Annotated in this window: 23 protein-coding genes and 1 pseudogene; 7 read left to right on the top strand and 17 right to left on the bottom strand. The window is 63.4% G+C overall.

Annotated features, from left to right (window positions below; translation table 11 throughout):
* Window positions 1-287, bottom strand: a pseudogene (locus tag WA145_RS02165) (lipoyl synthase); the annotation flags it as partial.
* Window positions 288-367: 80 nt separating this feature from the next.
* On the bottom strand, window positions 368-1,075 hold the full coding sequence (locus WA145_RS02160) for a winged helix-turn-helix transcriptional regulator (RefSeq protein WP_422579987.1): 708 nt from the start codon (window positions 1,073-1,075) through the stop codon (window positions 368-370).
* Between the two features lie 109 nt (window positions 1,076-1,184).
* Between WA145_RS02160 and WA145_RS02155 the strand changes: the two genes are divergently transcribed.
* Both WA145_RS02155 and WA145_RS02150 read left to right on the top strand, forming a co-directional pair.
* Entirely contained in the window at window positions 1,185-2,126 is a 942-nt protein-coding gene (locus WA145_RS02155; RefSeq protein WP_422579986.1) for a carbon-nitrogen hydrolase family protein, read from the top strand.
* Between the two features lie 33 nt (window positions 2,127-2,159).
* Window positions 2,160-2,594, top strand: a complete 435-nt coding sequence (locus WA145_RS02150; RefSeq protein WP_422579985.1) for a GFA family protein — start codon at window positions 2,160-2,162, stop codon at window positions 2,592-2,594.
* A 12-nt stretch (window positions 2,595-2,606) separates the two neighbouring features.
* Here WA145_RS02150 and WA145_RS02145 read toward each other — a convergent pair whose 3' ends face one another.
* The 5 genes from WA145_RS02145 to leuS form a co-directional block, all read right to left on the bottom strand.
* The gene (locus WA145_RS02145; protein ID WP_422579984.1) at window positions 2,607-3,899 is read right to left on the bottom strand and encodes a lytic murein transglycosylase; all 1,293 of its coding nucleotides are present in this window, start codon (window positions 3,897-3,899) and stop codon (window positions 2,607-2,609) included.
* A gap of 82 nt (window positions 3,900-3,981) precedes the next feature.
* Complete coding sequence (gene arfA, locus WA145_RS02140; protein WP_304868255.1) at window positions 3,982-4,140, bottom strand: alternative ribosome rescue factor ArfA; 159 nt, start codon at window positions 4,138-4,140, stop codon at window positions 3,982-3,984.
* 93 nt (window positions 4,141-4,233) lie between these two features.
* On the bottom strand, window positions 4,234-5,268 hold the full coding sequence (gene holA / locus WA145_RS02135) for a DNA polymerase III subunit delta (RefSeq protein WP_422579983.1): 1,035 nt from the start codon (window positions 5,266-5,268) through the stop codon (window positions 4,234-4,236).
* 39 nt (window positions 5,269-5,307) lie between these two features.
* On the bottom strand, window positions 5,308-5,919 hold the full coding sequence (gene lptE, locus WA145_RS02130) for an LPS assembly lipoprotein LptE (protein ID WP_422579982.1): 612 nt from the start codon (window positions 5,917-5,919) through the stop codon (window positions 5,308-5,310).
* A gap of 72 nt (window positions 5,920-5,991) precedes the next feature.
* Window positions 5,992-8,604, bottom strand: a complete 2,613-nt coding sequence (leuS, locus tag WA145_RS02125; protein WP_422579981.1) for a leucine--tRNA ligase — start codon at window positions 8,602-8,604, stop codon at window positions 5,992-5,994.
* A gap of 199 nt (window positions 8,605-8,803) precedes the next feature.
* Between leuS and WA145_RS02120 the strand changes: the two genes are divergently transcribed.
* Both WA145_RS02120 and WA145_RS02115 read left to right on the top strand, forming a co-directional pair.
* Entirely contained in the window at window positions 8,804-9,247 is a 444-nt protein-coding gene (locus tag WA145_RS02120) for a hypothetical protein (protein WP_422579980.1), read from the top strand.
* Window positions 9,248-9,273: 26 nt separating this feature from the next.
* Window positions 9,274-10,050, top strand: a complete 777-nt coding sequence (locus WA145_RS02115; RefSeq protein WP_422579979.1) for a YdcF family protein — start codon at window positions 9,274-9,276, stop codon at window positions 10,048-10,050.
* Between the two features lie 18 nt (window positions 10,051-10,068).
* Here the strand turns inward: WA145_RS02115 and WA145_RS02110 are convergent, their stop codons facing one another.
* From WA145_RS02110 to WA145_RS02085, 6 genes are all read right to left on the bottom strand, one after another.
* Window positions 10,069-11,040, bottom strand: coding sequence for a peptide ABC transporter ATP-binding protein (locus WA145_RS02110; protein ID WP_422579978.1), 972 nt, complete (start codon window positions 11,038-11,040; stop codon window positions 10,069-10,071).
* Window positions 11,040-12,014: an ABC transporter ATP-binding protein gene (locus tag WA145_RS02105; RefSeq protein WP_422579977.1), complete on the bottom strand. Its 975-nt coding sequence runs from the start codon at window positions 12,012-12,014 to the stop codon at window positions 11,040-11,042. Before WA145_RS02105 ends, WA145_RS02110 begins: the two co-directional genes overlap by 1 nt.
* A 135-nt stretch (window positions 12,015-12,149) precedes the next feature.
* The gene (locus WA145_RS02100) at window positions 12,150-13,061 is read right to left on the bottom strand and encodes an ABC transporter permease subunit (RefSeq protein WP_422579976.1); all 912 of its coding nucleotides are present in this window, start codon (window positions 13,059-13,061) and stop codon (window positions 12,150-12,152) included.
* A gap of 209 nt (window positions 13,062-13,270) precedes the next feature.
* Window positions 13,271-14,281, bottom strand: a complete 1,011-nt coding sequence (locus WA145_RS02095) for an ABC transporter permease subunit (protein WP_422579975.1) — start codon at window positions 14,279-14,281, stop codon at window positions 13,271-13,273.
* Between the two features lie 272 nt (window positions 14,282-14,553).
* Entirely contained in the window at window positions 14,554-16,152 is a 1,599-nt protein-coding gene (locus tag WA145_RS02090; protein WP_422579974.1) for an ABC transporter substrate-binding protein, read from the bottom strand.
* 223 nt (window positions 16,153-16,375) lie between these two features.
* Window positions 16,376-17,089, bottom strand: a complete 714-nt coding sequence (locus WA145_RS02085; protein ID WP_422579973.1) for an SIMPL domain-containing protein — start codon at window positions 17,087-17,089, stop codon at window positions 16,376-16,378.
* Between the two features lie 269 nt (window positions 17,090-17,358).
* Between WA145_RS02085 and WA145_RS02080 the strand changes: the two genes are divergently transcribed.
* From WA145_RS02080 to WA145_RS02070, 3 genes are all read left to right on the top strand, one after another.
* On the top strand, window positions 17,359-18,612 hold the full coding sequence (locus WA145_RS02080) for an ATP-binding protein (RefSeq protein ID WP_422579972.1): 1,254 nt from the start codon (window positions 17,359-17,361) through the stop codon (window positions 18,610-18,612).
* 12 nt (window positions 18,613-18,624) lie between these two features.
* On the top strand, window positions 18,625-19,185 hold the full coding sequence (locus WA145_RS02075) for a response regulator transcription factor (RefSeq protein ID WP_422579971.1): 561 nt from the start codon (window positions 18,625-18,627) through the stop codon (window positions 19,183-19,185).
* 92 nt (window positions 19,186-19,277) lie between these two features.
* Window positions 19,278-20,219 (top strand): AEC family transporter, encoded by a 942-nt coding sequence (locus WA145_RS02070; RefSeq protein ID WP_422579970.1) that lies wholly within the window; start codon window positions 19,278-19,280, stop codon window positions 20,217-20,219.
* Between the two features lie 55 nt (window positions 20,220-20,274).
* Here the strand turns inward: WA145_RS02070 and WA145_RS02065 are convergent, their stop codons facing one another.
* From WA145_RS02065 to gatB, 4 genes are all read right to left on the bottom strand, one after another.
* Window positions 20,275-20,652 carry a carboxymuconolactone decarboxylase family protein gene (locus WA145_RS02065; protein ID WP_422579969.1) on the bottom strand — a complete coding sequence of 126 codons (378 nt, stop codon included), beginning with the start codon at window positions 20,650-20,652 and terminating at the stop codon, window positions 20,275-20,277.
* Between the two features lie 2 nt (window positions 20,653-20,654).
* Entirely contained in the window at window positions 20,655-21,752 is a 1,098-nt protein-coding gene (locus WA145_RS02060) for a calcium/sodium antiporter (RefSeq protein ID WP_422579968.1), read from the bottom strand.
* A gap of 100 nt (window positions 21,753-21,852) precedes the next feature.
* Entirely contained in the window at window positions 21,853-22,224 is a 372-nt protein-coding gene (locus WA145_RS02055) for a septal ring lytic transglycosylase RlpA family protein (RefSeq protein WP_422579967.1), read from the bottom strand.
* Window positions 22,225-22,296: 72 nt separating this feature from the next.
* Window positions 22,297-23,766 carry an Asp-tRNA(Asn)/Glu-tRNA(Gln) amidotransferase subunit GatB gene (gene gatB / locus WA145_RS02050; protein ID WP_422579966.1) on the bottom strand — a complete coding sequence of 490 codons (1,470 nt, stop codon included), beginning with the start codon at window positions 23,764-23,766 and terminating at the stop codon, window positions 22,297-22,299.
* Between the last annotated feature and the right edge of the window lie 7 nt (window positions 23,767-23,773).

Raw genomic sequence — 23,773 nt, 5'->3', positions numbered from 1 at the left:
CCCATCAGCATGATGGTGGCGGTACCGTTGGACCAGCATTCGCCCATGTTCGGGCAGTGGGATTCCTGGCACACGGTGCTCAGGCGGTGTTCGCTGACATTGCGTTTGACCGCCTCGAAGCGGCTGCCACCGGGCGCCTTGACGCGTAGCCACTTGGGTTTGGGCTCGAACACCTGAGGCTCACCGGAGGCGCGGCGCTTCTGGCCGTCCTTGATCGCGGTGATGCCTTGGCTGGTACGGAATTTTTCGCCGCTGGCGACGGTTTTAGGCGGGGAGGTATCGGACATCGGCAATCTGGGCTCCGCTAGAGGCTCCGTGGACGAGGCGGCTTGTGGCCGCTGCGCAGCTTATCACAGAAGCTGACCGTTCAGTCTGGCGCGCGCCGGGCGGCCTGGAGGGCTTGGCGGCGAGTGATGGCGAAGGCGCTGGTGCCGAGCCAATGCCACAGCTGTTGGGCATCCGTGGGCGCCCCCAGTACCCGCAGCTCGCCGCTCTGCAGCACGTCCTGCGGGCTGCGCTCGCCGCTCCAGATATCGGTCAGGGCACGCACGCTGGCATCTACCACCAGGCAGGGGTCGCGGCCGGGATCGTCGCGGCACAGGTCGGCGATCCCCTGCTCGACCAGCAACCACCACTCGCGCTCGCCGGGCCGGGCGTCGCGAAAGCTGAAGTGGATCACCACGGGGCGTGGCGGGAACTCGGTGAGGTGGACAAAGCGCCGCACATCCCACATCAGCAGGCCGGCATCCAGCTGGTCGTCGTGCAGGCGGCTGCCGATCCAGCACGCGCCCCAGTGGCCGAGCGCCATGACGATAGGGCGCAACGCCTCGCCGGCCTCGGTCAGGCCATATTCCCAGACCTTGCCATGGGCGCTGCGGCGCACCACGCCGGCTTCTTCGAGATGACGCAGGCGCTGGCTCAGCAGGCTGGTGGACATGCGCGGCACCCCGCGGTGCAGGTCATTGAAGCGTTTGCTGCCGCACAGCAGTTCGCGCAGCACCAGCGGCGTCCAGCGTTCGCAGAGTATTTCGCTGGCGCGCGCCACCGTGCAGAACTGCCCGTAGCCGTCTTCCATTGCCGTGCTCCGCGTTGGCTCAACACTTCAGATTCTGGACTAGCTGGGGCGATTTGCCAGGCGCAGGCTGAGGCTTCAATCACCCTGCGCGACCGCGAAGGAGCAAAGCATGAGCAAGATAGCCATTATCCAGCGCCCACCGGTGTTGCTCGACCGCGCCGCGACCCTGGCGCGGGCCGTGCAGTCCGTTGCCGAGGCGGCGGCGGCAGGGGCCAGCCTGGTGGTCCTGCCTGAGTTGTATATTCCAGGATATCCCTCGTGGATCTGGCGCTTGGCGGCGGGACGCGACGGCGCGCTGATGGGCCAGTTGCACGGGTTGCTGCTGGCCAATGCGGTGGATGTCAGCGGGGACGATTTGCAGGGCCTGTACCAGGCCGCTCGTAGGCATGGCGTGAGTATCGTCTGCGGCATCAACGAGTGCGAGCGCCGCCAGGGCGGCGGCACGCTCTACAACTCGGTGGTGGTGATCGGCCCTCGGGGCGAGTTGCTCAATCGGCACCGCAAGCTGATGCCGACCAACCCAGAACGCATGGTCCACGGCCCTGGCGATGCCGCCGGACTGCGCGCGGTGGACACCCCGGTTGGCCGTCTGGGCACGCTGATCTGCTGGGAGAACTATATGCCGCTGGCGCGTTACGCCCTGTATGCCGATGGCGTGGAGGTCTATGTCGCGCCGACCTACGACAGTGGCGAGAGCTGGATCACGACCTTGCGCCATATCGCCCTGGAGGGCCGCTGCTGGGTGCTGGGCAGCGGCACGTTGCTGCGCGGCAGCGACATTCCCGAGGACTTTCCCGGGCGCGAGCAGTTGTTTGCCGATCCCGACGAGTGGATCAATGGCGGCGATTCGCTGGTGGTCGACCCCACGGGCCGGCTGGTGGCCGGTCCGTTGCACCGCGAGGAAGGCATTCTGTATGCCGAGATCGACGTGGCGAGGGTGGCACCGGCACGCCGCACCCTGGATGTCAGCGGCCATTATGCGCGTGCCGATATCTTCGAACTGCAGGTGCGCCGGACGCCGGCATGCAGCCTGCGCCAGATCGACGGCTAGGCGTTATGCCGGTTGTACAAGAGGAGAGCAAGCATGGATAACGAACAACGCTACCAAGGCCGCTGTTTTTGCGGCGCAGTCGAATTCACGGTCAGCGGCGAGCCGGTGGCGATGGGCTATTGCCACTGTCAGTCCTGCCGGCACTGGTCGGCCGGGCCGGTCAATGCCTTCAGCCTGTGGTCGCCGGAGGCGCTGAGCGTGACCCGCGGTGCCGAGAATATCGACTGCTACAACAAGACGCCGGGCAGTAGCCGTAAGTGGTGCAAGCGCTGCGGCGGCCACCTGTTCACCGATCACCCGGGTATGGGGCTGGTGGATGTGTATGCGGCGTTACTGCCGCAACTGGCCTATGTGCCGACGCTGCATGTGCATTACCAGGAGGCGGTGCTGCGGGTGTGCGACGGCCTGCCCAAGCAGCGCGATTTGCCCGAGGCCATGGGCGGCTCGGGCGAAATCATGGCTGAATAGCGCCCGGCGCGGTTACAGCGAGGAGCGCAGGCGCACCAGCAGTTCCTGGGTCGGGTAGCCATCGGCGGGTTGCCCCTGGGATTGCTGAAAGGCGCGTACCGCCTTGCGCGTGTTGGCGCCGATAATGCCGTCCGCCGGGCCCAGTTCGTAGCCTTTGCGGGTCAGCAGCTCCTGCAGTTCGATACGTTCGCTGCGCCCCAATTGGCGGTCGCCTCGCGGCCAGGCGGCCTGCACGCCGGGGTTGCCATCCAGGGCATCGCTAAGCAGGCCGATGGCCAGGGCGTAGGCGGTGGAGTTGTTGTACTTGAGGATGCTGCGGAAGTTGTTCAGCAGCAGGAAGGCTGGGCCGCGATGGCCGGCAGGCAGAAACAGCGTGGCAGGGCTGTGCTCGTTGGCCTCGATGGCTCTGACCGGGTTGATCCCCAGTTCGCGCCACTGCGCCAGGCTGCGGCGCACTTCCGGATCGGCCAGGGCGTAATCGAAGCCTTGCGGCAGGTTCACTTCAAAGCCCCAGGGTTGGCCGTTTTCCCAGCCCGAGGCTTGCAGGTAATGGGCGGCAGAGGCGAGGGCGTCGGGGGTGGAGTTCCACAGGTCGCGCTTGCCATCGCCATCAAAATCCACGGCATGCTGATTGAAGGTGGTCGGCATAAACTGGGTTTGCCCCATGGCGCCCGCCCATGAGCCGATCAGCCCTTGCGCAGGGCCGTCGCCGGCTTGCAGGATCTGCAGCGCGGCCAGCAGTTGGCTGCGCCAGAACACTTGGCGGCGGCCGTCGTAGGCCAGGGTGGCGAGGGAGCGAATAACGTTATGGCTGCCGATATTGCTGCCGTAATTGCTTTCCATGCCCCAGATCGCGATCAGCACTTCATGGTCCACGGCGTAGGCGCTGCGGATGGCTTTCAGGGTTGGCCGATGCTGCGCCTTGAGCAGGCGGCCCTGGGCGATACGTGAGATGGACACGGCGCCATCGATGTAGTCCCACACCGGGCGGGTGAACTCCGGCTGGCTGCTATCGGAGGTAACGACTCTGGGGTCCAGGGTGATGCCGGCGAAGGTGCGGTCGAACAATTCAGGGTCGATACCGGCGGCGATGGCATCGCTGCGCAGCAGCATGCGCCACTCATCGAAGCTGAGTAACGGGATTGGACGGCTGACCACGCTGGCGGCTGGGCTGGTGGCTGCTGTGGTAGCCGTGACCGGTGCGGTGGCAAGCGGCTGAGCCGGCGCTTCGGCGCAAGCGGTCAGGAGCAGCAGGAGGCAGGCGGTGACGCTATGGGACAGGCCCCGAAGAAGCAGGTAAGGCATGGTGGTCTCGGCACATTTTGCAGGCCGTAACCTTAGCATGATTGGGCTGATGTGCGGGTGTTGGCGGGCTGTGGCGGGCTTTTCAGGCGGCCAGAACGGATGAAGCCTCCCAGTTTTGCTGGGAGGCTTCGCGGCGGTAGCTGCCTTTGCCTTTGCTCGGCGTTTCCTGGCGTGAGCGAAACAGCGGCTGGGCGATCAGGGATTTGGCCTTGTTGGGGCCGCGTTTGGCTTTCTTCGCCATGACATTTCCTCGGCACATGACCTGCACGTCGCAGGCGGGCGCAGCATGCTCCGCACGCAGCTAAAAGTCCAGAGTCTGGGCTTTTGCAGCCTACTAGCGGGTCAGGCCTAAACGCTGACCGCAGATGCTCAGCGTCAACAGGCTCAGGCCGCTCCAGGGGTCGCCGGCCGCCTGGCCTTTGATCTGTGCGTCGATCTGTTGGGCATCCTGCAGCAGCGCGGCCCAGCGGGCGGCGGACAGGCGCTGCAGGGCTTTGCTGACCAGTGGGCGGCGCTTGTCCCAGACCGGCGGGCGCGCGGCACTGAAGGCTTTTTCCAGCGGCGTGCCCTGGCTGTATTGCTGGGCGATGCTGGCCAGCAGGCGGATTTCCCGGGCCAGGGCCCAGAGAATCACCGGCGGCTCGACGCCCTCACCACGCAGCCCTTCGAGCATGCGCAGGGCGTGGGCGGCTTCGCCATTAAGAGCCGCATCGATCAAGCCGAATACATCGAAGCGTGCGCTGTCGGCCACCGAGGCATGCACGGTGTCGACGTCGATCTGCGTGCCTTCGGCGAGCAATTTGAGTTTTTCGATTTCCTGGGCGGCGGCCAGCAGGTTGCCTTCGACGCGCACGGCAATCATGTCCACCGCCTCGGCGCTGGCGCTGAGGCCCGCTTGTGCCAGGCGCTGGCGAATCCATTGTGGCAGCTGGTGGGCATCGACCGGCCAGATCTGCACGAACTGCGTCTGCGCGCCGTCGATCAGCGCCTTGCCCCACTTGGTCTTCTGCGCGCTGCCATCGAGTTTCGGCAGGCTGATCAGCAGCACGGTGTCTTCGGCGGGGCGGGCGAGGTATTCCAGCAGCGCAGCAGCGCCCTTGTCGCCGGGCTTGCCGTTGGGCAGGCGCAACTCCAGCAGGCGTTTGTCGGCAAACAGCGACAGACTGGCGCCGGCTTGCAGCAGGTTGCCCCAGTCGAAATTGTTGTCGGCGTTAAACACCTGGCGTTCGCTGAAACCCTGTTGGCGGGTCGCAGCGCGGATGGCGTCGCAGGCTTCCTGGCAGAGCAGCGGCTCATCGCCACTGACCACATACACCGGGCTCAGGTTACCCTGCAGGTGTTTGCCGAGTTGTGCAGAGTTAAGTTTCATGGGGTCGCAGAGCGGGGCCGCTGGCGCGGCCCGGCGGGCTTACTGGGCCGGAATCGGCAGCTGGATCGGCGACTGCTGCGGCTGCGCGGCCTGTTGCTGGCGAGCGGCTTCCAGTGCATTGGCTTCGGCCTGCGCCTTGGCTTCTGCGGTTTGCTGCAGTTGCTCCAGTTGCGCTGGGCTGATCTGCTGCAGGCGCTGCACCAGTTGCTGGATCAGCTCGCGGTTCATTTCCTGGCGCAGCTGAGCGGCTTCCTGGTCACCGCCAATCAGGTTGTTGCCATCCTGGGTGTAGAAGCTCTGGGCTTGCAGCTGGTCGCTGATCAGCAGCAGGTCTTTGCTGCCACGGATCTCGTATTCCAGGGTCTTGCTTAGTTCGTACTCGGCGGTGCGGGCCGAGCTGGTAAAGCTGGCGGCACGGCGGTTTTCCTGCTCGTTGCTCAAGACCAGGCGGTACGGCGCGCCTGGGTAGACCTTGACGCCGTTATCCTGCAGCACGTCGCGCACTTGGTTGACGGTTTCGCCATAGGCGTTGCGCGCGCTGACATCCAGTTCCTTGAGGGCGAACTGCACGTCACCGGTGCCGCGCAGCTGGAAGCCGCAAGCGCTGAGCAGGGTAGCCAGGCCAATTACCAACAGATTCCGTTTGATCATCTTTTATCCCCTTGGCGTGTCTTGCGGCGCGCCGTGGTGCGGTCGCGCCGAGCTTAATCAGTTGGCGACTAGTCAGCTGGCAACAATGTTGACCAGTTTGCCGGGCACCACGATGACCTTGCGAATGCTCAGGCCTTCGGTAAAGCGCAGTACGTTCTCGTTGCTGCGGGCAGTGGCTTCAACCTCTTCGCGGCTGGCGCTGGCGGGCACTTCAATCTGTCCGCGCAGCTTGCCGTTGACCTGGATTACCAGGCTCAGGCTGTCCTGCACCAGGGCCGACTCATCCACCTGTGGCCAGGCGGCGTCGATGATGGCTTGGTCATGACCGAGTTCCTGCCACAGCTGATGGCTGATATGCGGGGTGATCGGTGCCAGCAGCAGCGCCACCGCTTCCAGGCCTTCCTGCAGCAGGGCGCGGTCCTGAGCCGTGGTTTGCGCGGCTTTCTCCAGCACGTTCATCAGGGTCATCACCTGGGCGATGGCGGTGTTGAATTTGTGGTGCTGGCCAATATCGAAGCTCGACTGCTTGATCGCCAGATGAATCGCCCGGCGCACGGCCTTCTGCTCGTCATTTAGGCTGGTCAGGTCGAGTGCGCTGGCGATGCCCTGGTTGACGTGGTTCTGCGCCAGGCGCCAGACGCGGCGCAGGAAGCGGTTGGCGCCTTCAACGCCGGCGTCGGACCATTCGCAGCTCATGTCCGGCGGCGAGGCGAACATCATAAACAGACGGCAGGTGTCGGCGCCGAACTGGTCGATCATCGACTGGGGGTCGACGCCGTTGTTCTTCGACTTGGACATCTTTTCGGTGCCGCCGATTTCCACCGGCAGGCCATCGCTTTTTAGTTTGGCGCTGATGACTTTGGCTTTGCCGTCACGCTCCAGCTCGACATCGGCCGGGTTGAACCAGTCCTTGCCGCCGTTTTCCAGGGTGCGGTAGTAGGTCTCGGCGACCACCATGCCCTGGGTCAGCAGGTTCTTGAACGGCTCATTGGAGCTCACCAGGCCTTCGTCGCGCATCAGCTTGTGGAAGAAGCGCGCGTACAGCAGGTGCAAAATCGCGTGTTCGATACCACCGATGTACTGATCTACCGGCAGCCAGTGGTTGGCGGCGGCTGGGTCAACCATGCCACCGCTGTAATGCGGTGAGGCATAGCGGGCGTAGTACCAGGACGACTCGACAAAGGTGTCCATGGTGTCGGTTTCACGCTTGGCCGGCGCGCCACATTTAGGGCAATTGCACTCATAGAATTCGGGCATGCGCGCCAGCGGGCTGCCGGCGCCATCTGGCACCACGTCTTCGGGCAGCACCACGGGCAGCTGGTCTTCCGGTACCGGTACGTCGCCGCAGCTGTCGCAGTGGATGATCGGGATCGGGCAGCCCCAGTAACGCTGACGGCTGATGCCCCAGTCGCGCAGACGGAACTGGGTTTTGCGCGCGCCGTGCTCACTGGCTTCCAGGTCGGCGACTATGGCGTCGAAGGCGGCGTTGAAGTCTTTGCCATCGTATTTGCCGGAGTTGATCGTGATCAGCCCGGTTTTGTCGCCGTACCAGTCTTGCCACTGGTTGGCGTCGTAGTCCTTGCCTTCACCGGTGTACACCTGGGTGATTGGCAGGTTGTATTTATTGGCGAATTCGAAATCGCGTTCATCGTGCGCCGGTACGGCCATCACCGCGCCTTCGCCGTAGCCCCACAGCACGTAGTTGGCGACGAACACCGGCAGCTTGTCGCCACTCAGCGGATGAATAACGAATTGGCCGGTGGCCACGCCTTTCTTCTCCATGGTGGCCATATCGGCCTCGGCCACGGAGCCGGCTTTGCATTCGGCGATAAACGCAGCGATGGCCGGGTCGCTTTCGGCGGCGCGCTGCGCCAGCGGATGCTCGGCGGCCACGGCGACGTAGGTGGCGCCCATCAGGGTGTCGGGGCGGGTGGTGTAGACCTTGAGCTGGCCGTCGATACCGACGCTGGCGTGGTCATAGTCGAACACCACATCGGCGCCAAAGCTCTTGCCGATCCAGTTGCGCTGCATGGTCTTGACCTGTTCCGGCCAGCCATCCAATTCGTCCAGGCTACTCAGCAGCTCTTCCGCGTAGGCGGTGATCTTGAAGTAGTACATAGGGATTTCGCGCTTTTCGATCACCGCGCCGGAGCGCCAGCCGCGGCCATCGATTACCTGCTCGTTGGCCAGTACGGTCTGGTCCACCGGGTCCCAGTTGACGCTGCCGTTCTTGCGGTAGATCACGCCCTTTTCGAACAGGCGGGTGAATAGCCACTGTTCCCAGCGGTAATAGTCCGGCTTGCAGGTGGTGACTTCGCGGGTCCAGTCCACGGCCAGGCCCAGCGACTTGAGCTGGGTCTTCATGTAGTCGATGTTTTCGTAGGTCCACTTGGCCGGTGCGACCTGGTTTTTCATCGCGGCGTTTTCCGCCGGCATGCCAAAAGCGTCCCAGCCCATGGGCTGCAGCACGTTCTTGCCCTGCATGCGCTGGTAGCGGGCGATTACGTCACCGATGGTGTAGTTGCGCACATGGCCCATGTGCAGCTTGCCGCTCGGGTAGGGGAACATCGACAGGCAGTAGAAAGTCTCCTTGCCCGGCTGTTCGCTCACTACAAAGGATTTCTGCGCGTCCCAATGGGACTGCGCGGCGGCTTCGATTTCACGGGGCGAGTACTGTTCTTGCATGGCTACCGGCGCTGGGAATAAGGGCTTGCGGAAAACGCCGTAGCATACATGAGCCCCGCTTATTCAGGGAAACCCTGATTGCGCCGCGCGCCAGCTACGACGGCCTGGCCGCGCCGTTTGTCGCGAGGCACTGCCGGTTAAAGCGCGAACGCTAAGCTTGCTATATGGAGCGGCAACCTGCTCCGGGGCGAGGTGAAGGATGGCGGAGTTACGGCGTGGTGCAGCGGGTGGCGGGCTCTATGAGCGGCTGCTGCAACGCCTTGCCATTGCATTGGATGAGGCGGATAACCTGAGTGCACTGTCCGCGCAGCCACCGCTGGAGCTGGAGCTGCGCGGCCTGACCGCGGCGGAAATGGAGCTGATTCGCGCCTACCTGGATCGTGACCTGGACTGGCTGCGCGGCTGGCATGCTGCGGCGCAGGAAATGGCGCAGATCGAGCAGCTGCCAAGCTCACGCAAGGTCAGTCGCAGCGGCCACAAACCCACCGCGGCGCTGCCCAGCAAAATCAAACCCCTGCTTAAACGCCGTTTACAGTTGTGCTGCGCCCTGTGCGGCGCTCTGGCGGGCTGGCAATCCGGCAATGGCGTGCAGGCCTGCAAAGCCTGCGGCTCGCAGTTGTTTCGGGCGAGTAATCATCGGTAGGCTGCGCGCACCCATGGAGGTGCTCAATGCCGATTCGCTACATCCTTAAACAGTTTTTCCTTCCGCCAGGCCTGTTCCTGCTGTTGCTGCTGGCCGCCTGGTGGCTGCGTCGGCGTTTTCCGCGTCTGGCGCTGGGGTGTTTTGTGGCAGGCTTGGGTGGTCTGTGGCTGTTTAGTCTGCCGGTGGTGGTCGAGTATTCGGCGCGGATGCTGGAAAACCAGCCCGCATTGGATGAGCGGCAATGGGCTGATCTGGCTCGGCAGGCTGAGGTGATTGTGCTGCTGGGGGCTGGGCGCGAGCTGGCCGATCCCGGCTGGGGGGCTGATCAGCCCAGCCTGCTGGCGTTAGAGCGGGGGCGTTTCGCTGCGCGGCTGGTCAAGGCCTCGGGTTTGCCGCTGTTAACCAGTGGTGGCTTGCACTATGGCGTACCGCCGAGTGAGGCGGCGTTGATGGCCGAGGTGCTGGCGCGCGATTACGGCTTGCCGGTGCGCTGGCAGGAGGGCGAGAGCCGCACCACCTGGGAGAATGCCACCCACAGCGCTGAGCTGCTCAAGCAAGCGGGGATTACCCGTGTGGTGCTGGTGACCCAGGCCTGGCATATGCCGAGGTCGCGCTGGAGTTTCGAACAGGCGGGTTTGCAGGTGGTCAGCGTGCCGATGGGCTTTCTCGGTACGCCCAATGGTCGCCCTGCAGGTGGCTGGCTGCCGGAAAGCAAGGCGGTCTGGCAAAACGCTCTGCTGCTTAACGAGGCCATTGGCTTGTTGGCTTATCGGTTGTTCTACCGGGGCCCTGCTGCGCAGTAATAAGCCCCGGTTTGCATTCTAGCTATTGATCAACTCCGCATGATGGCAAGCCACTTGCCGCGCATCCAGCAGACGCAGCGCCGGCTGTTCGATCTGGCAGCGCTCGCTGGCATGCGGGCAGCGTTGGTGGAAGGCGCAGCCGCTGGGCGGTGACAGCGGGTTGGGCAGCTCGCCACGGATCTTGATTTTCGCTTTGCTCGGATCAGGATGAATGCTCGGCGTCGCCGACAGCAGCGCCTGGGTGTAAGGGTGCAGCGGGCGGTGGTAGATCAGCTCGTTGGGGCCCATTTCCACCGGGCGACCGAGGTACATCACCAGCACATCGTCGGCCACGTGGCGCACCACCGCGAGGTTGTGCGAGATAAACACGTAGGCGGTGTTGAACTGTTCCTGCAGGTCCATAAACAGGTTGAGCACCTGGGCCTGGATCGACACGTCCAGCGCCGAGGTCGGCTCGTCCGCCACCAGCACCTTGGGTTGCAGCATCATCGCGCGGGCCAGGGCGATGCGCTGGCGCTGGCCGCCGGAGAACATATGCGGGTAGCGCTGGTAGTGCTCGGGGCGCAGGCCCACCTGCTGCATCATCGCCTGCACCCGCTCACGTCGTTCCAGGCGCGACAGCGCGGTGTTGATCAGCAGCGGTTCGCCCAGCTGGTCGCCGACCTTCTGCCGCGGATTGAGCGAAGCGTAGGGGTTCTGAAAGACCATCTGCACATCACGGCGCAGCTGCTTGCGCTGGGCGTTGTTGGCACCAGTCACTTCTTGCCCGGCGATCTGCAGCGAGCCCGAACTGGGCTCCTCGATCAGGGTCAGGGCGCGGGCCAGGGTGGATTTGCCGCAGCCGGACTCGCCGACCACCGCCAGGGTCTTGCCCGCCTGCAGTTCAAAGGACACGCCATTCAGCGCCTGCACCTGAGCGCTGGGCTGGAACAGACCGCGGGAAATTGCGTAGTGGCGGGTGAGGTCGCGAGCAGTCAGGACGGCGTTCATCAGGCCACCTCCGCAGTCAGGTTGAGCGAGTAGAAGCAGCGCGCTGCGCCACGTGCATGGGCATCCAGGCTCGGTCGTTGTTCACGGCAGTGCGCCTGGGCGTAGGGGCAGCGCGGCGACAGCAGGCAGCCGGCCGGGCGGTCATAGCGGCCAGGGACGATGCCGGGCAGGGTGGCCAGGCGACGCTGGCCCTGGCTGTGTTCAGGGATCGCCTTGAGCAGCGCCTCGGTGTAGGGGTGGCTCGGCGCGGTGAACAGCTTTGGCACGCTGCCGATTTCTACCGCTTGTCCGGCATACATCACGCAGACGCGCTGCGCGGTTTCGGCGACCACGGCCAGGTCATGGGTGATCAGCACCAGGCCCATGTCCTGTTCGCGTTGCAGGCCCACCAGCAGGTCCATGATCTGCGCCTGAATGGTTACGTCCAGGGCCGTGGTTGGCTCGTCGGCGATCAGCAGCTTGGGTTCGGCGGCAATCGCCATGGCGATCGCTACCCGTTGGCTCATGCCACCGGACAGCTGGTGCGGATAGGCCTTCAGGCGGCTGGCAGCGGCGGGAATTTCCACCTTGTCGAGTAGCTGCAGGGCGCGCTGGCGGGCGGCCTGGCCCTTGAGGCCAAGGTGCTGACGCAGCACTTCCTCGATCTGGAATCCCACGGTAAAGCTGGGGTTGAGTGCGGTCATCGGATCCTGAAAGACCATCGACAAGTCCTTGCCGACTATATGACGGCGCTGGCGACCCTTGAGGCGCAGCATATCGGTGCCGTCGAACTGCAGGCTGTCGGCCGTGACGATGCCGGGCGTGTCGATCAGGCCCATCAGCGCCATCATGGTCACCGATTTGCCGGAGCCAGACTCGCCGACTATGGCCAGCACCTCGCCTTTCTGCACGGATAGGTCGAGGCCGTCGACCACCGGCACGGCGTTGGCGTCGCCGAAGCGCACGCTGAGGTTCTTGATATCCAGCAGGCTCATTAGCGTGGCTCCGATCCGTAGGATGGGTTGAGCCGTGCGATACCCATCGCGAGGCTCGGATGGCAATGATGGGTATCGCTGCGCTCCACCCATCCTACAAAGGCTACAAAGGCAATCCTGTCCATGTGGGTCTCCTCAGGCGGCATTCTTCAGTTTCGGGTCGAGGGCATCGCGCAGCCCGTCGCCCATCAGATTGATCGCCAGCACGCTGAGCAGAATGGTCAGGCCGGGCAGCGAAACCACCCACCAGGCGCGCTCGATATAGTCGCGCGCCGAGGCCAGCATGGTGCCCCACTCGGGAGTGGGCGGCTGTACGCCGAGGCCGAGAAAACCCAGGGCCGCGGCATCGAGAATCGCCGAGGAGAAGCTCAGGGTGGCCTGCACTATCAGGGGCGCCATGCAGTTGGGCAGCACGGTGATAAACATCAGCCTCATTCGGCCCGCTCCAGCTAACTGCGCGGCGGTGACGTAATCACGATTTAGCTCGCCCATCACGGCGGCGCGGGTCAGGCGCACGTAAGAGGGCAGCGAGACGATGGCGATGGCGAAGATGGTGTTGATCAGCCCAGGGCCGAGGATGGCGACGATGGCCACCGCCAGCAGCAGTGAGGGCAGGGCCAGCATGATGTCCATCAGGCGCATGATCGACGGGCCGAGCAGGCGCGGGAAGAACCCGGCAACCAGGCCCAGCAGAATGCCGGGGATCAGCGACATCAGCACCGAGGCCAGGCCAATCAGCAGCGACAGCCGTGCGCCATGGATCAGCCTTGAGAGCAGATCGCGGCCCACTTCATCGGTGCCCAGGAGAAACTGCAGCTGGCCACCCTCCAGCCAGGCCGGAGGGGTGAGCAGAAACTCGCGGTATTGCTCGCTGGGGTCGTGCGGGGCGATCCACGGTGCAAACAGCGCGCAGATCACCAGCAGGATCATAAATGCCAGCCCGGCGACTGCGCCTTTGTTGTGGGCGAAGGCTTGCCAGAACTCCTTGAGCGGCGAGGGGTAGAACAGCGATTGGTCGAGACTGGTGCTTAGGGTTTCAGTTGTCATAGTGGGCTCCGTAGAACCTGTGCATGGCCTCGCGAGCTAGCGCGAGACAAGGAAAAAGCAGCTGAGGAAGCGCAGTGTGCTGTTGCACATGAGCATGACTCGCTTCGCTCGCCCCTCCGGGGCCGCCCTGAAGGGCGTTAGCAGCAAGCAGCTTCCGAAGCTGGTTTTGACGCGGTATCGCCGACGCGCAGCAGGCCATGGGTAGGTTCTTAGCGCTGATGGCGAATGCGCGGGTTAGCCAGTCCATAGAGGATGTCCACCACGAAGTTGACCAGAATCACCAGGCAGGCGATCAGCAAAATGCCGTTCTGCACCACCGGGTAGTCACGCGCGCCGATCGACTCGATCAGCCATTTGCCGATGCCCGGCCAGGAGAAGATGGTTTCGGTCAGCACCGCACCGGCCAGCAGCGCGCCGACCTGCAGGCCGAACACCGTGAGCACCGGGATCAGTGCATTGCGCAGGCCATGCACAAACACCACGCGGGCCGGCGACAGGCCCTTGGCGCGGGCGGTGCGCACATAGTCCTCGCGCAGCACTTCGAGCATCGCCGAGCGGGTCATCCGTGCGATCACCGCGAGTGGGATAGTGCCCAGCACGATGGCCGGCAGGATCAGGTGGCGCAGGGCGTCGACAAAGGCGCCTTCCTCGCCCGAGAGCAGCGTATCGATCAGCATAAAACCGGTGACCGGCGCTATGTCGTAGAGCAGGTCGATGCGCCCGGACACCGGTGTCCAGCCGAGCCACACCGAGAAGAACATGATCAGCAGCAGGCCCCACCAGAAAATCGGCATGGAGTAACCGGCCAGTGAGATGCCCATCACCCCATGGTCGAACAACGAACCGCGCTTGAGTGCGGCGATCACTCCGGCCACCAGACCGAGCGAGCCGGCGAACAGCAGGGCGGCCAGGGCCAGCTCCAGGGTGGCGGGGAACAGGGTGGTGAACTCGCTCCAGACGCTTTCGCGGGTGCGCAGCGATTGGCCCAGATCGCCCTGGGCGAGCTGGCCGATATAGTCGAAATACTGGGCGTACAGCGGCTTGTTCAGGCCCAGGCGCTCCATGGCCTCGGCGTGCATCACCGGGTCGACGCGGCGCTCGCCCATCATCACTTCCACCGGGTCGCCGGGGATCATGCGGATCAGCGCGAAGGTCAGCAGGGTGACGCCGAAAAAGGTGGGGATCAGTAACCCCAGGCGTCGGGCAATAAAGGACAGCATCGGGGTCAGAGCTCCAGTAAAGGTGAGCGTGCATCGGGCTGCATGGCCGGACGCTGTTGTAGTACGGCGGGTGGCCCGCTATTGAGCGCCGGTGTTGCAGGCCGGGCGCGGCAGGCAACGGCGCGGCAGTCGCTTGGGTGGGGCCGGAAAGGTCCAGGCATCAGGGCAATCCTCGGGTTATACGGAGCAAACAAACGGCAGCCGGGTAGGCCGCTGTTGTCCGGCTGACGAGGGGCGGATAACCCGCTCGCCAGCATGGGTGAGGACTGCAGTTACTTGACGCCGACGCCGTAGAACGAGTTCAGCGCGAACGGGCTGATCTTGAAGTCCACGACTTTCTTGCTCATCGGCTGGTAGACCGTGGAGTGGGCGATCGGGGTGATCGGCACTTCACGCTTGAGAATCACCTGAGCCTGCTTGTACAGCTCGCTGCGCTCGGCGGTGTCGGTAACGCGCTTGGCGGCTTTCACCAGCTTGTCGTAGTCGGCATCACACCACTTGGAGAAGTTGTTGCCGTCTACCGCGTCGCAGCCATACAGGGTGCCCAGCCAGTTGTCCGGGTCACCGTTGTCGCCGCTCCAGCCGATCAGCATGGCATCGTGCTCGCCGGCCTTGCTGCGCTTGAGGTACTCGCCCCACTCGTAGCTGACGATCTTGGCCTTGATGCCGACCTTGGCCCAGTCGCTTTGCAGCATCTCGGCCATCAGCTTGGCGTTGGGGTTGTAGGGGCGCTGCACCGGCATGGCCCACAGGGTGATTTCGGTGCCTTCCTTGACGCCGGCGGCCTTGAGCAGCTCTTTGGCTTTTTCCGGGTTGTAAGCGGGGTCTTTGATGCTGTCGTCATAGGACCACTGGGTCGGCGGCATGCCGTTGACCGCCAGCTGGCCGGCGCTCTGGTACACCGCGTCGATGATGCCTTGCTTGTTTACCGCCATGTCCAGCGCCTGGCGCACTTCGAGCTGGTCGAACGGCGGGTGGCTGACGTTGTAGGCGATATAGCCGACGTTGAAACCGGCCTGCTCAGGCATGTCCAGATTAGGGTCTTTTTTCAGCGAATCCAGATCCGCCGGGCGCGGGAACAGGGTGACCTGGCATTCGCCAGCTTTGAGCTTCTGCATGCGCACCGAGGCGTCGGTGTTGATGGCGAAGATCAGGTTGTCGATCTTCACCTCATCCGGCTGCCAGTATTCCTTGTTGCCCTTGAAGCGGATCACCGCGTCCTTCTGGTAGCGGCTGAACACGAATGGGCCGGTGCCGATGGGCTTCTGGTTGATGTCGGCGGCTTTGCCGGCCTTGAGCAGGCTATCGGCGTATTCGGCAGACTGGATCGAGGCGAAGCTCATCGCCAGGTTCTGGATAAAGGCGGCGTCGACTTCGTTGAGGCTGAAGCGGACTGTCATGTCGTCGAGTTTTTCGATCTTGGCGATATTGGCGTCCATGCCCATGTCGGTGAAGTAGGGGAATTCCGACGGGTAGGCTTTGCGGAACGGGTGGTCCTTGTCGAGCATGCGCTGAAAAGTGAACAGCACGTCATCGGCGTTGAAGTCGCGGCTCGGTGTGAAGTATTCGGTGGTATGGAATTTCACCTTGGGGCGCAGGTGGAAGGTGTAGCTCAAACCGTCTTCACTGATGTCCCACTTCTCGGCCAGGCCAGGGATTACCGCGGTGCCGCCACGCTCGAACTGGCTCAGGCGGTTGAACACGGTTTCCGCAGCGGCATCGAAGTCGGTGCCGGTGGTGTACAGGCCAGGGTCGAACCCGGCGGGGCTGCCTTCGGAGCAGAACACCAGATTGCCGGCGGCGCTGGCAAACGGGGTGCTGGCGATCAGCCCAGCGGCGAGTAAAGCCTGGATGACGGCGTTCTTACGCATAGTGACCTCATGGTTATTGTGGTTGTGATCCTGAGGGGCCTCTTGTGGAGACCTTGGGAGAAACTATGCAGGGCGTATGCCGTAGGCAAGTGGCATGTCGCAGAGAGAACAGGAATGACGATGCAGCAGTATGTGGGTGTCGCATTTCTATAAAAGCGCGGGAAAAACATGGCAAAGCGCCGCTATCGTCGGATAACGGCGCTGCTGCTGTTTTTAGCAGTTTTTACGGCATCTGCACTTCGATCACCCCATCGGCATTGATATTGACCTGGCTGGTGCCGGCTTCGATCTCCGGGGTCACCGCCGCATCCATCATGGCCGCGCCTTTCATGGCTTCCATGCGCATTGGCATCGGCGGCTGAAAACCACCGCTGTTGAGGCTCAGGCTGACCAGCTTGTAACCGCTGCCGCCGAGGGCTTCGGTGGCCAGTTGGGCGCGGGCCTTGAAGGCTGCCACGGCGTCCTTGAGCAGGGCGTCTTCATGGGTCTTGCGGGTGCCTGAGGCGATGCTGAAGTGCATACCGCCCATTTTCAGGGTTTGCAGCATGTTCCCGGTGAGCTTGGACAGCGCGCTGAAGTCGGCGCTTTCCAGGCGCAGTTCGGCGCGCTCGCGCCAGGCGGTAATTTTCTGACCTTTATCGTCGTACACCGGGTAACTGTGGCGGCTGCCGGAGGAAACGCTGACGCCTTTGACCTGGCGCGCCTGGGCGATGCTGGCGTTGAGGGTCTGACTGATCTGCGCGGCGAGGGCGGCGGGGTCGCTGTGCTGGGCTTCGCTGTAAAGGGTGACGTGCATCAGGTCGTGGGCGATTTCCTGATTGACCTCGGCGCGCAGGGAAACCTGGTTGTAGCGCGCTTGTTCGGCCATGGCCGTGGCGCTCATCAGGGTGGTGGCGCTCAGTAGCAGGGCGGTGGCGAGGCGGGGCAAGGGCAGCATGACGATTCCTTATGTGATGGGCGCATGGAGATATGCGCGGCTTTCCAGAGGGTAGACGTAGCAATCTGACCAAGCGGGTTAAACGGCGTTCCTTTTTATGGCCTGCCATCCATGGCGGCCACCCTCCGGGCCGTCGCTGCGCGACGTTAAAAATTGCTCCATGCAATTTTTGCCTTGCTGGTTGTTTGCTGCGGCGTGTTGCCGCAGTTGGCCGTACAGAGGCTTGGTTATACTCCTGCGGCTCGCTAAATGAGCATCTTGGAGATTCTATGCTCGCACCTGTGCAGCTACTGTCGGCGAGCCGGCAAAACCTCTGGCGCCTGACCCTGATCCGCATTCTGGTGTTGGCGGCGCAGGCGGGCTCGGTGGGCCTGGCCTATAAGTCGGGGGCGTTGCCGCTGCCCTGGCTGGAGCTGAGCGTCACCCTCGGTATTTCCCTGGTGCTGTGCCTGCTCACCGCGCTGCGCCTGCGCGGGCCGTGGCCGGTGACCGAGCAGGAATACGCGGTGCAGCTGGGCTGCGACCTGATCATCCACAGCCTGCTGCTGTATTACTCGGGCGGTTCGACCAACCCTTTTGTCTCCTATTACCTGGTGCCGCTGACCATTGCCGCGGCGACCCTGCCCTGGCTCTATACCATCACCCTGTCCGGCCTGGCGCTGGGCGGTTACACCTTTCTGCTGGTCTGGTCGCATCCGCTGGATCTGCCGGCCGCGCCACGGGAAAGCCTGCTGATCTACGGTATGTGGTTGAGCTTTGCCCTGGCCGCTGGGCTGATCACCTTCTTTGTCGCGAAGATGGCCGAAGAGCTGCGCCATCAGGAAGAACTGCGTGCCGAGCGCCGCGAAGAAGGCTTGCGTGACCAGCAACTGCTCGCCGTGGCGACCCAGGCGGCGGGTGCCGCCCATGAGTTGGGCACGCCACTGTCGACCATGAGCGTGCTGATCAAGGAGCTGCGCCGCGAGCATCAGGAGCCGACCCTGCAGGAAGACCTGGCGGTGCTGCAGGAGCAGGTCAAACTGTGCAAGGAAACCCTGCAACACCTGGTGCGCGCCGCCGAGGCGGATCGGCGGCAGGCGGTGATCGAGCTGTCTGCCGGAGAATGGCTGGAAGCGGCGCTCAATCGCTGGCACCTGATGCGCCCTGAGGCCAGTTACCGCTATCAATGCCTGGGCCGTGGTGCGCCGCCACGCATGATGCCGCCAGCCGACCTGACTCAGGCGCTGCTCAACCTGCTGAACAACGCCGCCGATGCCTGCCCGGACAACCTGGATATTCGCCTGGACTGGGATCACCAGTGGCTGCGCCTGAGCATTCGCGATTTCGGTGCGGGCGTGCCGCTGGCGATTGCCGAGCAGATCGGTCGGCCGTTTTTCACCACCAAGGGCAAGGGTTTCGGCCTCGGGCTGTTCCTCAGTCAGGCCAGCGTTACCCGTGCCGGCGGCACGGTTAAACTGTATAACCATGAAGAGGGCGGCACGCTCACCGAGCTGAAGCTGCCGCGTGCCTATGGCCGAGCTTAAGGAAATATCCGTATGAGTGACGAAGCCCTGTTCGACGGTGAAGAACAACCCCATCTGCTGTTGGTCGATGATGACCCCACCTTCACCCGCGTCATGGCGCGCGCCATGAGCCGGCGCGGCTTGCGTGTCTCCACCGCGAGTTCCGCCGACGAGGGCTTGGCGATTGCCGAGCAGGACCTGCCGGATTACGCCGTGCTGGACCTGAAGATGGAAGGCGACTCTGGCCTGGTGCTGCTGCCCAAGTTGTTGGAGCTGGACGCCGAGATGCGTGTGGTGATTCTCACCGGTTATTCGAGCATCGCCACGGCGGTGGAGGCGATCAAGCGCGGCGCCTGCAACTACCTGTGCAAACCGGCCGATGCCGACGATGTGCTGGCCGCGCTGCTGACTCAGCATGCCGACCTGGACAGCCTGGTGCCGGAAAATCCGATGTCGGTGGACCGTCTGCAGTGGGAGCATATCCAGCGCGTACTCAGCGAGCATGAAGGCAATATCTCCGCCACGGCCCGCGCCCTGGGCATGCACCGGCGCACCTTGCAGCGCAAATTGCAGAAGCGTCCGGTACGTCGCTAAAAGTTATTTTCTAGGCATGAAAGGCTGCTGAAAGCTTTCCGCCAGGCAGCCTTGCTATCATTAGCCCCCTATCTAAGTGGTCAGGGGCTGCCATGCTCGCCGTCGTTCAGCAAACCATCAGTGTCACCGCCCCGGTGTTTTCCATGCTGTTTCTCGGCGTGGCGCTCAAGCGTCTGGGGCTGATTGATGCGGCCTTTATCAACACCGCGTCGGCGCTGGTATTTCGCGGCACGCTGCCCACCCTGTTGTTTCTCGGGATTGTAAACGCCGACCTGAATACTGCGTTGCAGCCGGCGCTGTTGCTGTATTTCGTATTGGCGACCTTGGGCTGCTTTCTGCTGGCCTGGGGCTGGGCGATTCTGCGCTGCCCAGCGGCGGACCGCGGCATCTACACCCAGGGCGCGTTTCGCGGCAATAACGGGATTATTGGCCTGGCCCTGGCCACCAGCATGTACGGTGATTACGGCCTGTCGGTCGGTGCGGTGCTCGGCGGGGTGGTGATCCTCAGCTACAACAGCCTGTCGGCGATTGTTCTGGCAATCTACAGCCCGCAAGCCAAGACCGATGCCTGGAGTCTGACCAAGAGCATCCTCAGCAACCCGCTGATCATCGGCGTGCTGGCGGCCATCCCCTTTGCCGCTTGGCAGATTCAGCTGCCGGCCTGGTTGCTGACTTCCGGTGAGTATTTTGCGCAGATGAGTCTGCCGCTGGCGCTGATCTGCATCGGTGGCACCTTGACCCTGGAGTCGCTGCGCGAGAGCAGTGGCATGGCGATCAGCTCAAGCCTGATGAAGGTGCTCTGGCTGCCACTGCTGGCGACCCTGGGCGCCTGGCTGTGGGGCTTTCGCGATGCCGATTTGGCGATTCTGTTTCTGTACTTTGCCAGCCCAACTGCCGCCGCCAGCTTTGTCATGGCCAAGGCCGTAGGCGGCAATCATCAGCTGGCTGCGGCGATTATCGTGCTGACCACTCTGGCCACGGTGGTGACCACCAACCTCGGTCTGTTCGTGCTGCAGTGGGCGGGTTGGATTTAGCGATTCAGTAGGCGTAAACAAGCCGGGCGATGCCCGGCTTTCTGTTGTGTTGCGCTCAGGCTGGCGGGTAATCGTCGATCACTTCCTGCGCCGCGCGAAAGGCATCGATGGCCGCCGGCACGCCGGCATACACCGCGCAATGCAGCAGGGTTTCACGGATTTCCTCGACCGTGCAGCCATTATTCAGCGCGCCGCGCACATGGCCCTTGAGTTCCTGCGGGCATTTCAACGCGGTCAGCGCCGACAGGGTGATCAGGCTGCGGGTCTTGCGATCCAGCCCGCCCCGGGTCCACACGCCGCCCCAGGCATGCTGGTTAACGAAGTCCTGCAGCGGCTGGGTAAAGTCGGTGGCGTTACCCAGGGCGCGGTCGACGAAGGCGTCGCCCATCACTTCGCGGCGGACTTTCAGGCCCTGCTGGTGGCTATCGCTCATGGCTAAATCTCCTCGCCACGCTGCTTGTGCCAGGCGCGCCCTGCGATGATCACCAGGGTCACGGCGGTCAGCGGCAGGGCGTAGCCGAGCATGGCCTCGCCGAAGACTTCGGCGAACGGGCGCCCGGTCGACGACAGCACCAGGTAGACCGTATAGGCCACGTAGTAGGTGAGGAACAGCAGGCCTTCCCAGCGGTTGATGCGGTAGCCAGCGAAGAAGATCGGCAGGCAGGCCACGGCCACCGCGATCATCACCGGGAAGTCGAAAGCCAGGGCGTTGGCGGCCACGCTGATGGCTTGCGGCGAAACCAGCGAGGCCAGGCCCAGTACGCAGAGCAGGTTGAAGATATTGCTGCCGACGATATTGCCCACGGCAATATCGCGCTCGCCCTTGATGGCGGCCATGATCGAGGTGGCCAGTTCTGGCAGCGAGGTGCCGACGGCGACCACGGTCAGGCCGATCACCAGCTCCGAGATGCCCAGCGCGCGGGCCATGGTGACGGCGCTCTCAACCAGGAAGTTGGAGCCGCTGACCAGCAGCACCAGGCCGACAATGATCAGGCCCAGGTTGATCGCCCAGGCGTAGGGCTTGGCCGGCTCATTGAGGCCGAACTCCTTGGTGAATTCGTCGTCCTCGCTGGCGCTCTTGTCGCGGCGCGAGCTGATAATCAGGAAACCGGTGTAGGCGAGCACGCCGGCAAACAGCAGCGCGCCGTCGAGGCGGCTGAGGCTGCCGTCCCAGGCCAGGGCATACACCACCAGGCTGGCGCCGATCATGATCGGCACATCCAGGCGGATCAGCTGGCGCGAGACGATCAGTGGTGCAACCACTGCGGTCAGGCCAAGAATCAGCAGCACGTTGGCGATATTGCTGCCGATCACATTGCCAATCGCCAGGTCGCCGCTGCCGTTCAATGCCGCTTGCACGCTGACGGCGGTTTCCGGCGCGCTGGTGCCGAAGGCCACCACGGTCAGGCCGATGATCAGCGGTGGAATGCCGAATTGGGCGGCCAGTTTGGCTGCGCCGCGCACCAGCACCTCGGCGCCGGCCACCAGCAGCACCAGGCCGGCGATCAGATAAACAAAGGTCATCAGGGTCATTGCAAGGGGCTCCATAAAAGTGGCGTTAGTTTAATCATCGGCTGGCGCGGCGCCAGAGGCTGGGCAGGGCTGGCTACGGCTACTTTGTAAATAGCTGTGTTCAGTCGGCCAGTTGTTCCACGCGCACCGGCACCACGCCGTCGCGCAGCATCTCCAGCTGTTCGGCGGCCTTTTGCGAGAGGTCGATGATGCGCTTCTTGGCGTAGGGGCCGCGGTCGTTGATGCGCACCACCACGCGCTTGTCGTTACGCAGGTTGGTCACCTGCACGCGGCTGCCAAACGGCAGGCTGCGGTGCGCGGCGGTCAGCGCGTGCTGGTCGAAGCGCTCGCCGCTGGCGGTCTTGTTGCCGTGGTGGCGCGCGCCGTAATAGGACGCCTGGCCTTCGGCGCGGTAACCCTGCGGATCGATCCGGCCTGGGCTGGCGCAGGCGCTGAGCAACAGGCTGGTTATGGCGATTAACAGAAGGCGCATGGCGGCTCCTTGATGGGGTGCTGCGGACAAAACAACGCCGGGCTGACCCGGCGTTGTGTGTTACGGCAAGGCTCACCCTTCGAGCTTTTTCTTCAGCAGTTCGTTCACTTGGCCGGGGTTGGCCTTGCCTTTCGAGGCCTTCATGGCCTGGCCGACAAAGAAACCGAACATCTTGCCGCGCTTGGCTTCATCAGAAGCGCGGTACTGTTCGACCTGCTCGGCGTTGGCCGCCAGCACTTCGTCCAGCATGATTTCGATGGCGCCGGAGTCGGTGACTTGCTTAAGGCCGTGCATTTCGATGATGCGATCAGCGCTGTTCAGATCATCGCCTTGAATATTGTCATCACCACGAGCGATGAATCTGAACACGTCTTTAGCAAGCTTTCCGGAGATTGTGTTGTCTTGGATGCGCCGGATCATGCCGCCTAGTTGTTCGGCTGAAACCGTCGACTCTTCAATCTCAATGCCGAGCTCATTAAGCAGGCTGGACAGCTCGCCCATCACCCAGTTGGCGGCCAGCTTGGCATCGCCACACACGGCGTTGACCGCCTCGAAGTAGTTGGCCAGTTCGCGGCTGGCGGCCAGTACGTCGGCGTCATAGGTGGACAGGCCGAACTCACGCTCAAAGCGCGCACGTTTCTCCACCGGCAGCTCCGGCAGGCTGGCGCGTACTTCGTCGAGGAAGCTCTGCTCGATCACCACCGGCAGCAGGTCCGGGCAGGGGAAGTAACGGTAGTCGTTGGCTTCTTCCTTGCTGCGCATGGAGCGGGTCTGGTCTTTGTTCGGGTCGTACAGGCGGGTTTCCTGCACCACCTTGCCGCCGTCCTCGATCAGCTCGATCTGCCGCTGTACTTCGTGGTTGATCGCCTTCTCGATAAAGCGGAACGAGTTGACGTTCTTGATTTCGGCGCGGGTGCCGAACTCGGCCTGGCCTTTTGGCCGCACCGAAACGTTGCAGTCGCAGCGCAGCGAGCCTTCGGCCATATTGCCGTCGCAGATGCCCAGATAACGCACCAGGGCATGGATGGCCTTGACGTAGGCCACCGCTTCCTTGGCGCTGCGGATATCCGGCTCGGAAACGATCTCCAGTAGCGGCGTGCCGGCGCGGTTGAGGTCGATGCCGCTCATGCCGTGGAAGTCTTCGTGCAGGCTCTTGCCGGCGTCTTCTTCCAGGTGCGCGCGGGTGATGCCGATGCGCTTGCTGGTGCCGTCTTCCAGGGTGATATCCAGAAAGCCTTTACCGACTATGGGGTGGTCCATCTGGCTGGTCTGGTAGCCCTTGGGTAAGTCGGGGTAGAAGTAGTTTTTGCGGGCGAAGACGTTCTGCGGGGCAATTTCGGCATCAATCGCCAGGCCAAACTTGCAGGCCATGCGCACGGCCTCGGCATTCAGCACCGGCAGGGTGCCGGGCATCCCCAGATCAACCAGGCTGGCCTGGGTGTTGGGCTCGGCACCGAAGGCGATGGCACTGGCGGAGAAAATCTTCGATTGGGTGCTGAGCTGGGCGTGAATTTCCAGCCCGATTACGGTTTCCCATTGCATCTTTAGT

The organism is Pseudomonas sp. (assembly GCF_049301935.1).
Classification (GTDB): Bacteria; Pseudomonadota; Gammaproteobacteria; order Pseudomonadales; family Pseudomonadaceae; genus Aquipseudomonas.
The sequence above is the reverse complement of the archived record's forward strand: the minus strand, read 5'-3'. Positions and strand labels throughout refer to the sequence as shown.

Excerpts from the sequence above, each read along its gene's own strand:
- WA145_RS02160 (WP_422579987.1), bottom strand. The coding sequence starts at position 1,075 with ATGGAAGACGGCTACGGGCAGTTCTGCACGGTGGCGCGCGCCAGCGAA.
- WA145_RS02155 (WP_422579986.1), top strand. The coding sequence starts at position 1,185 with ATGAGCAAGATAGCCATTATCCAGCGCCCACCGGTGTTGCTCGACCGC.
- WA145_RS02150 (WP_422579985.1), top strand. The coding sequence starts at position 2,160 with ATGGATAACGAACAACGCTACCAAGGCCGCTGTTTTTGCGGCGCAGTC.
- WA145_RS02145 (WP_422579984.1), bottom strand. The coding sequence starts at position 3,899 with ATGCCTTACCTGCTTCTTCGGGGCCTGTCCCATAGCGTCACCGCCTGC.
- arfA (WP_304868255.1), bottom strand. The coding sequence starts at position 4,140 with ATGGCGAAGAAAGCCAAACGCGGCCCCAACAAGGCCAAATCCCTGATC.
- holA (WP_422579983.1), bottom strand. The coding sequence starts at position 5,268 with ATGAAACTTAACTCTGCACAACTCGGCAAACACCTGCAGGGTAACCTG.
- lptE (WP_422579982.1), bottom strand. The coding sequence starts at position 5,919 with ATGATCAAACGGAATCTGTTGGTAATTGGCCTGGCTACCCTGCTCAGC.
- leuS (WP_422579981.1), bottom strand. The coding sequence starts at position 8,604 with ATGCAAGAACAGTACTCGCCCCGTGAAATCGAAGCCGCCGCGCAGTCC.
- WA145_RS02120 (WP_422579980.1), top strand. The coding sequence starts at position 8,804 with ATGGCGGAGTTACGGCGTGGTGCAGCGGGTGGCGGGCTCTATGAGCGG.
- WA145_RS02115 (WP_422579979.1), top strand. The coding sequence starts at position 9,274 with ATGCCGATTCGCTACATCCTTAAACAGTTTTTCCTTCCGCCAGGCCTG.
- WA145_RS02110 (WP_422579978.1), bottom strand. The coding sequence starts at position 11,040 with ATGAACGCCGTCCTGACTGCTCGCGACCTCACCCGCCACTACGCAATT.
- WA145_RS02105 (WP_422579977.1), bottom strand. The coding sequence starts at position 12,014 with ATGAGCCTGCTGGATATCAAGAACCTCAGCGTGCGCTTCGGCGACGCC.
- WA145_RS02100 (WP_422579976.1), bottom strand. The coding sequence starts at position 13,061 with ATGACAACTGAAACCCTAAGCACCAGTCTCGACCAATCGCTGTTCTAC.
- WA145_RS02095 (WP_422579975.1), bottom strand. The coding sequence starts at position 14,281 with ATGCTGTCCTTTATTGCCCGACGCCTGGGGTTACTGATCCCCACCTTT.
- WA145_RS02090 (WP_422579974.1), bottom strand. The coding sequence starts at position 16,152 with ATGCGTAAGAACGCCGTCATCCAGGCTTTACTCGCCGCTGGGCTGATC.
- WA145_RS02085 (WP_422579973.1), bottom strand. The coding sequence starts at position 17,089 with ATGCTGCCCTTGCCCCGCCTCGCCACCGCCCTGCTACTGAGCGCCACC.
- WA145_RS02080 (WP_422579972.1), top strand. The coding sequence starts at position 17,359 with ATGCTCGCACCTGTGCAGCTACTGTCGGCGAGCCGGCAAAACCTCTGG.
- WA145_RS02075 (WP_422579971.1), top strand. The coding sequence starts at position 18,625 with ATGAGTGACGAAGCCCTGTTCGACGGTGAAGAACAACCCCATCTGCTG.
- WA145_RS02070 (WP_422579970.1), top strand. The coding sequence starts at position 19,278 with ATGCTCGCCGTCGTTCAGCAAACCATCAGTGTCACCGCCCCGGTGTTT.
- WA145_RS02065 (WP_422579969.1), bottom strand. The coding sequence starts at position 20,652 with ATGAGCGATAGCCACCAGCAGGGCCTGAAAGTCCGCCGCGAAGTGATG.
- WA145_RS02060 (WP_422579968.1), bottom strand. The coding sequence starts at position 21,752 with ATGACCCTGATGACCTTTGTTTATCTGATCGCCGGCCTGGTGCTGCTG.
- WA145_RS02055 (WP_422579967.1), bottom strand. The coding sequence starts at position 22,224 with ATGCGCCTTCTGTTAATCGCCATAACCAGCCTGTTGCTCAGCGCCTGC.
- gatB (WP_422579966.1), bottom strand. The coding sequence starts at position 23,766 with ATGCAATGGGAAACCGTAATCGGGCTGGAAATTCACGCCCAGCTCAGC.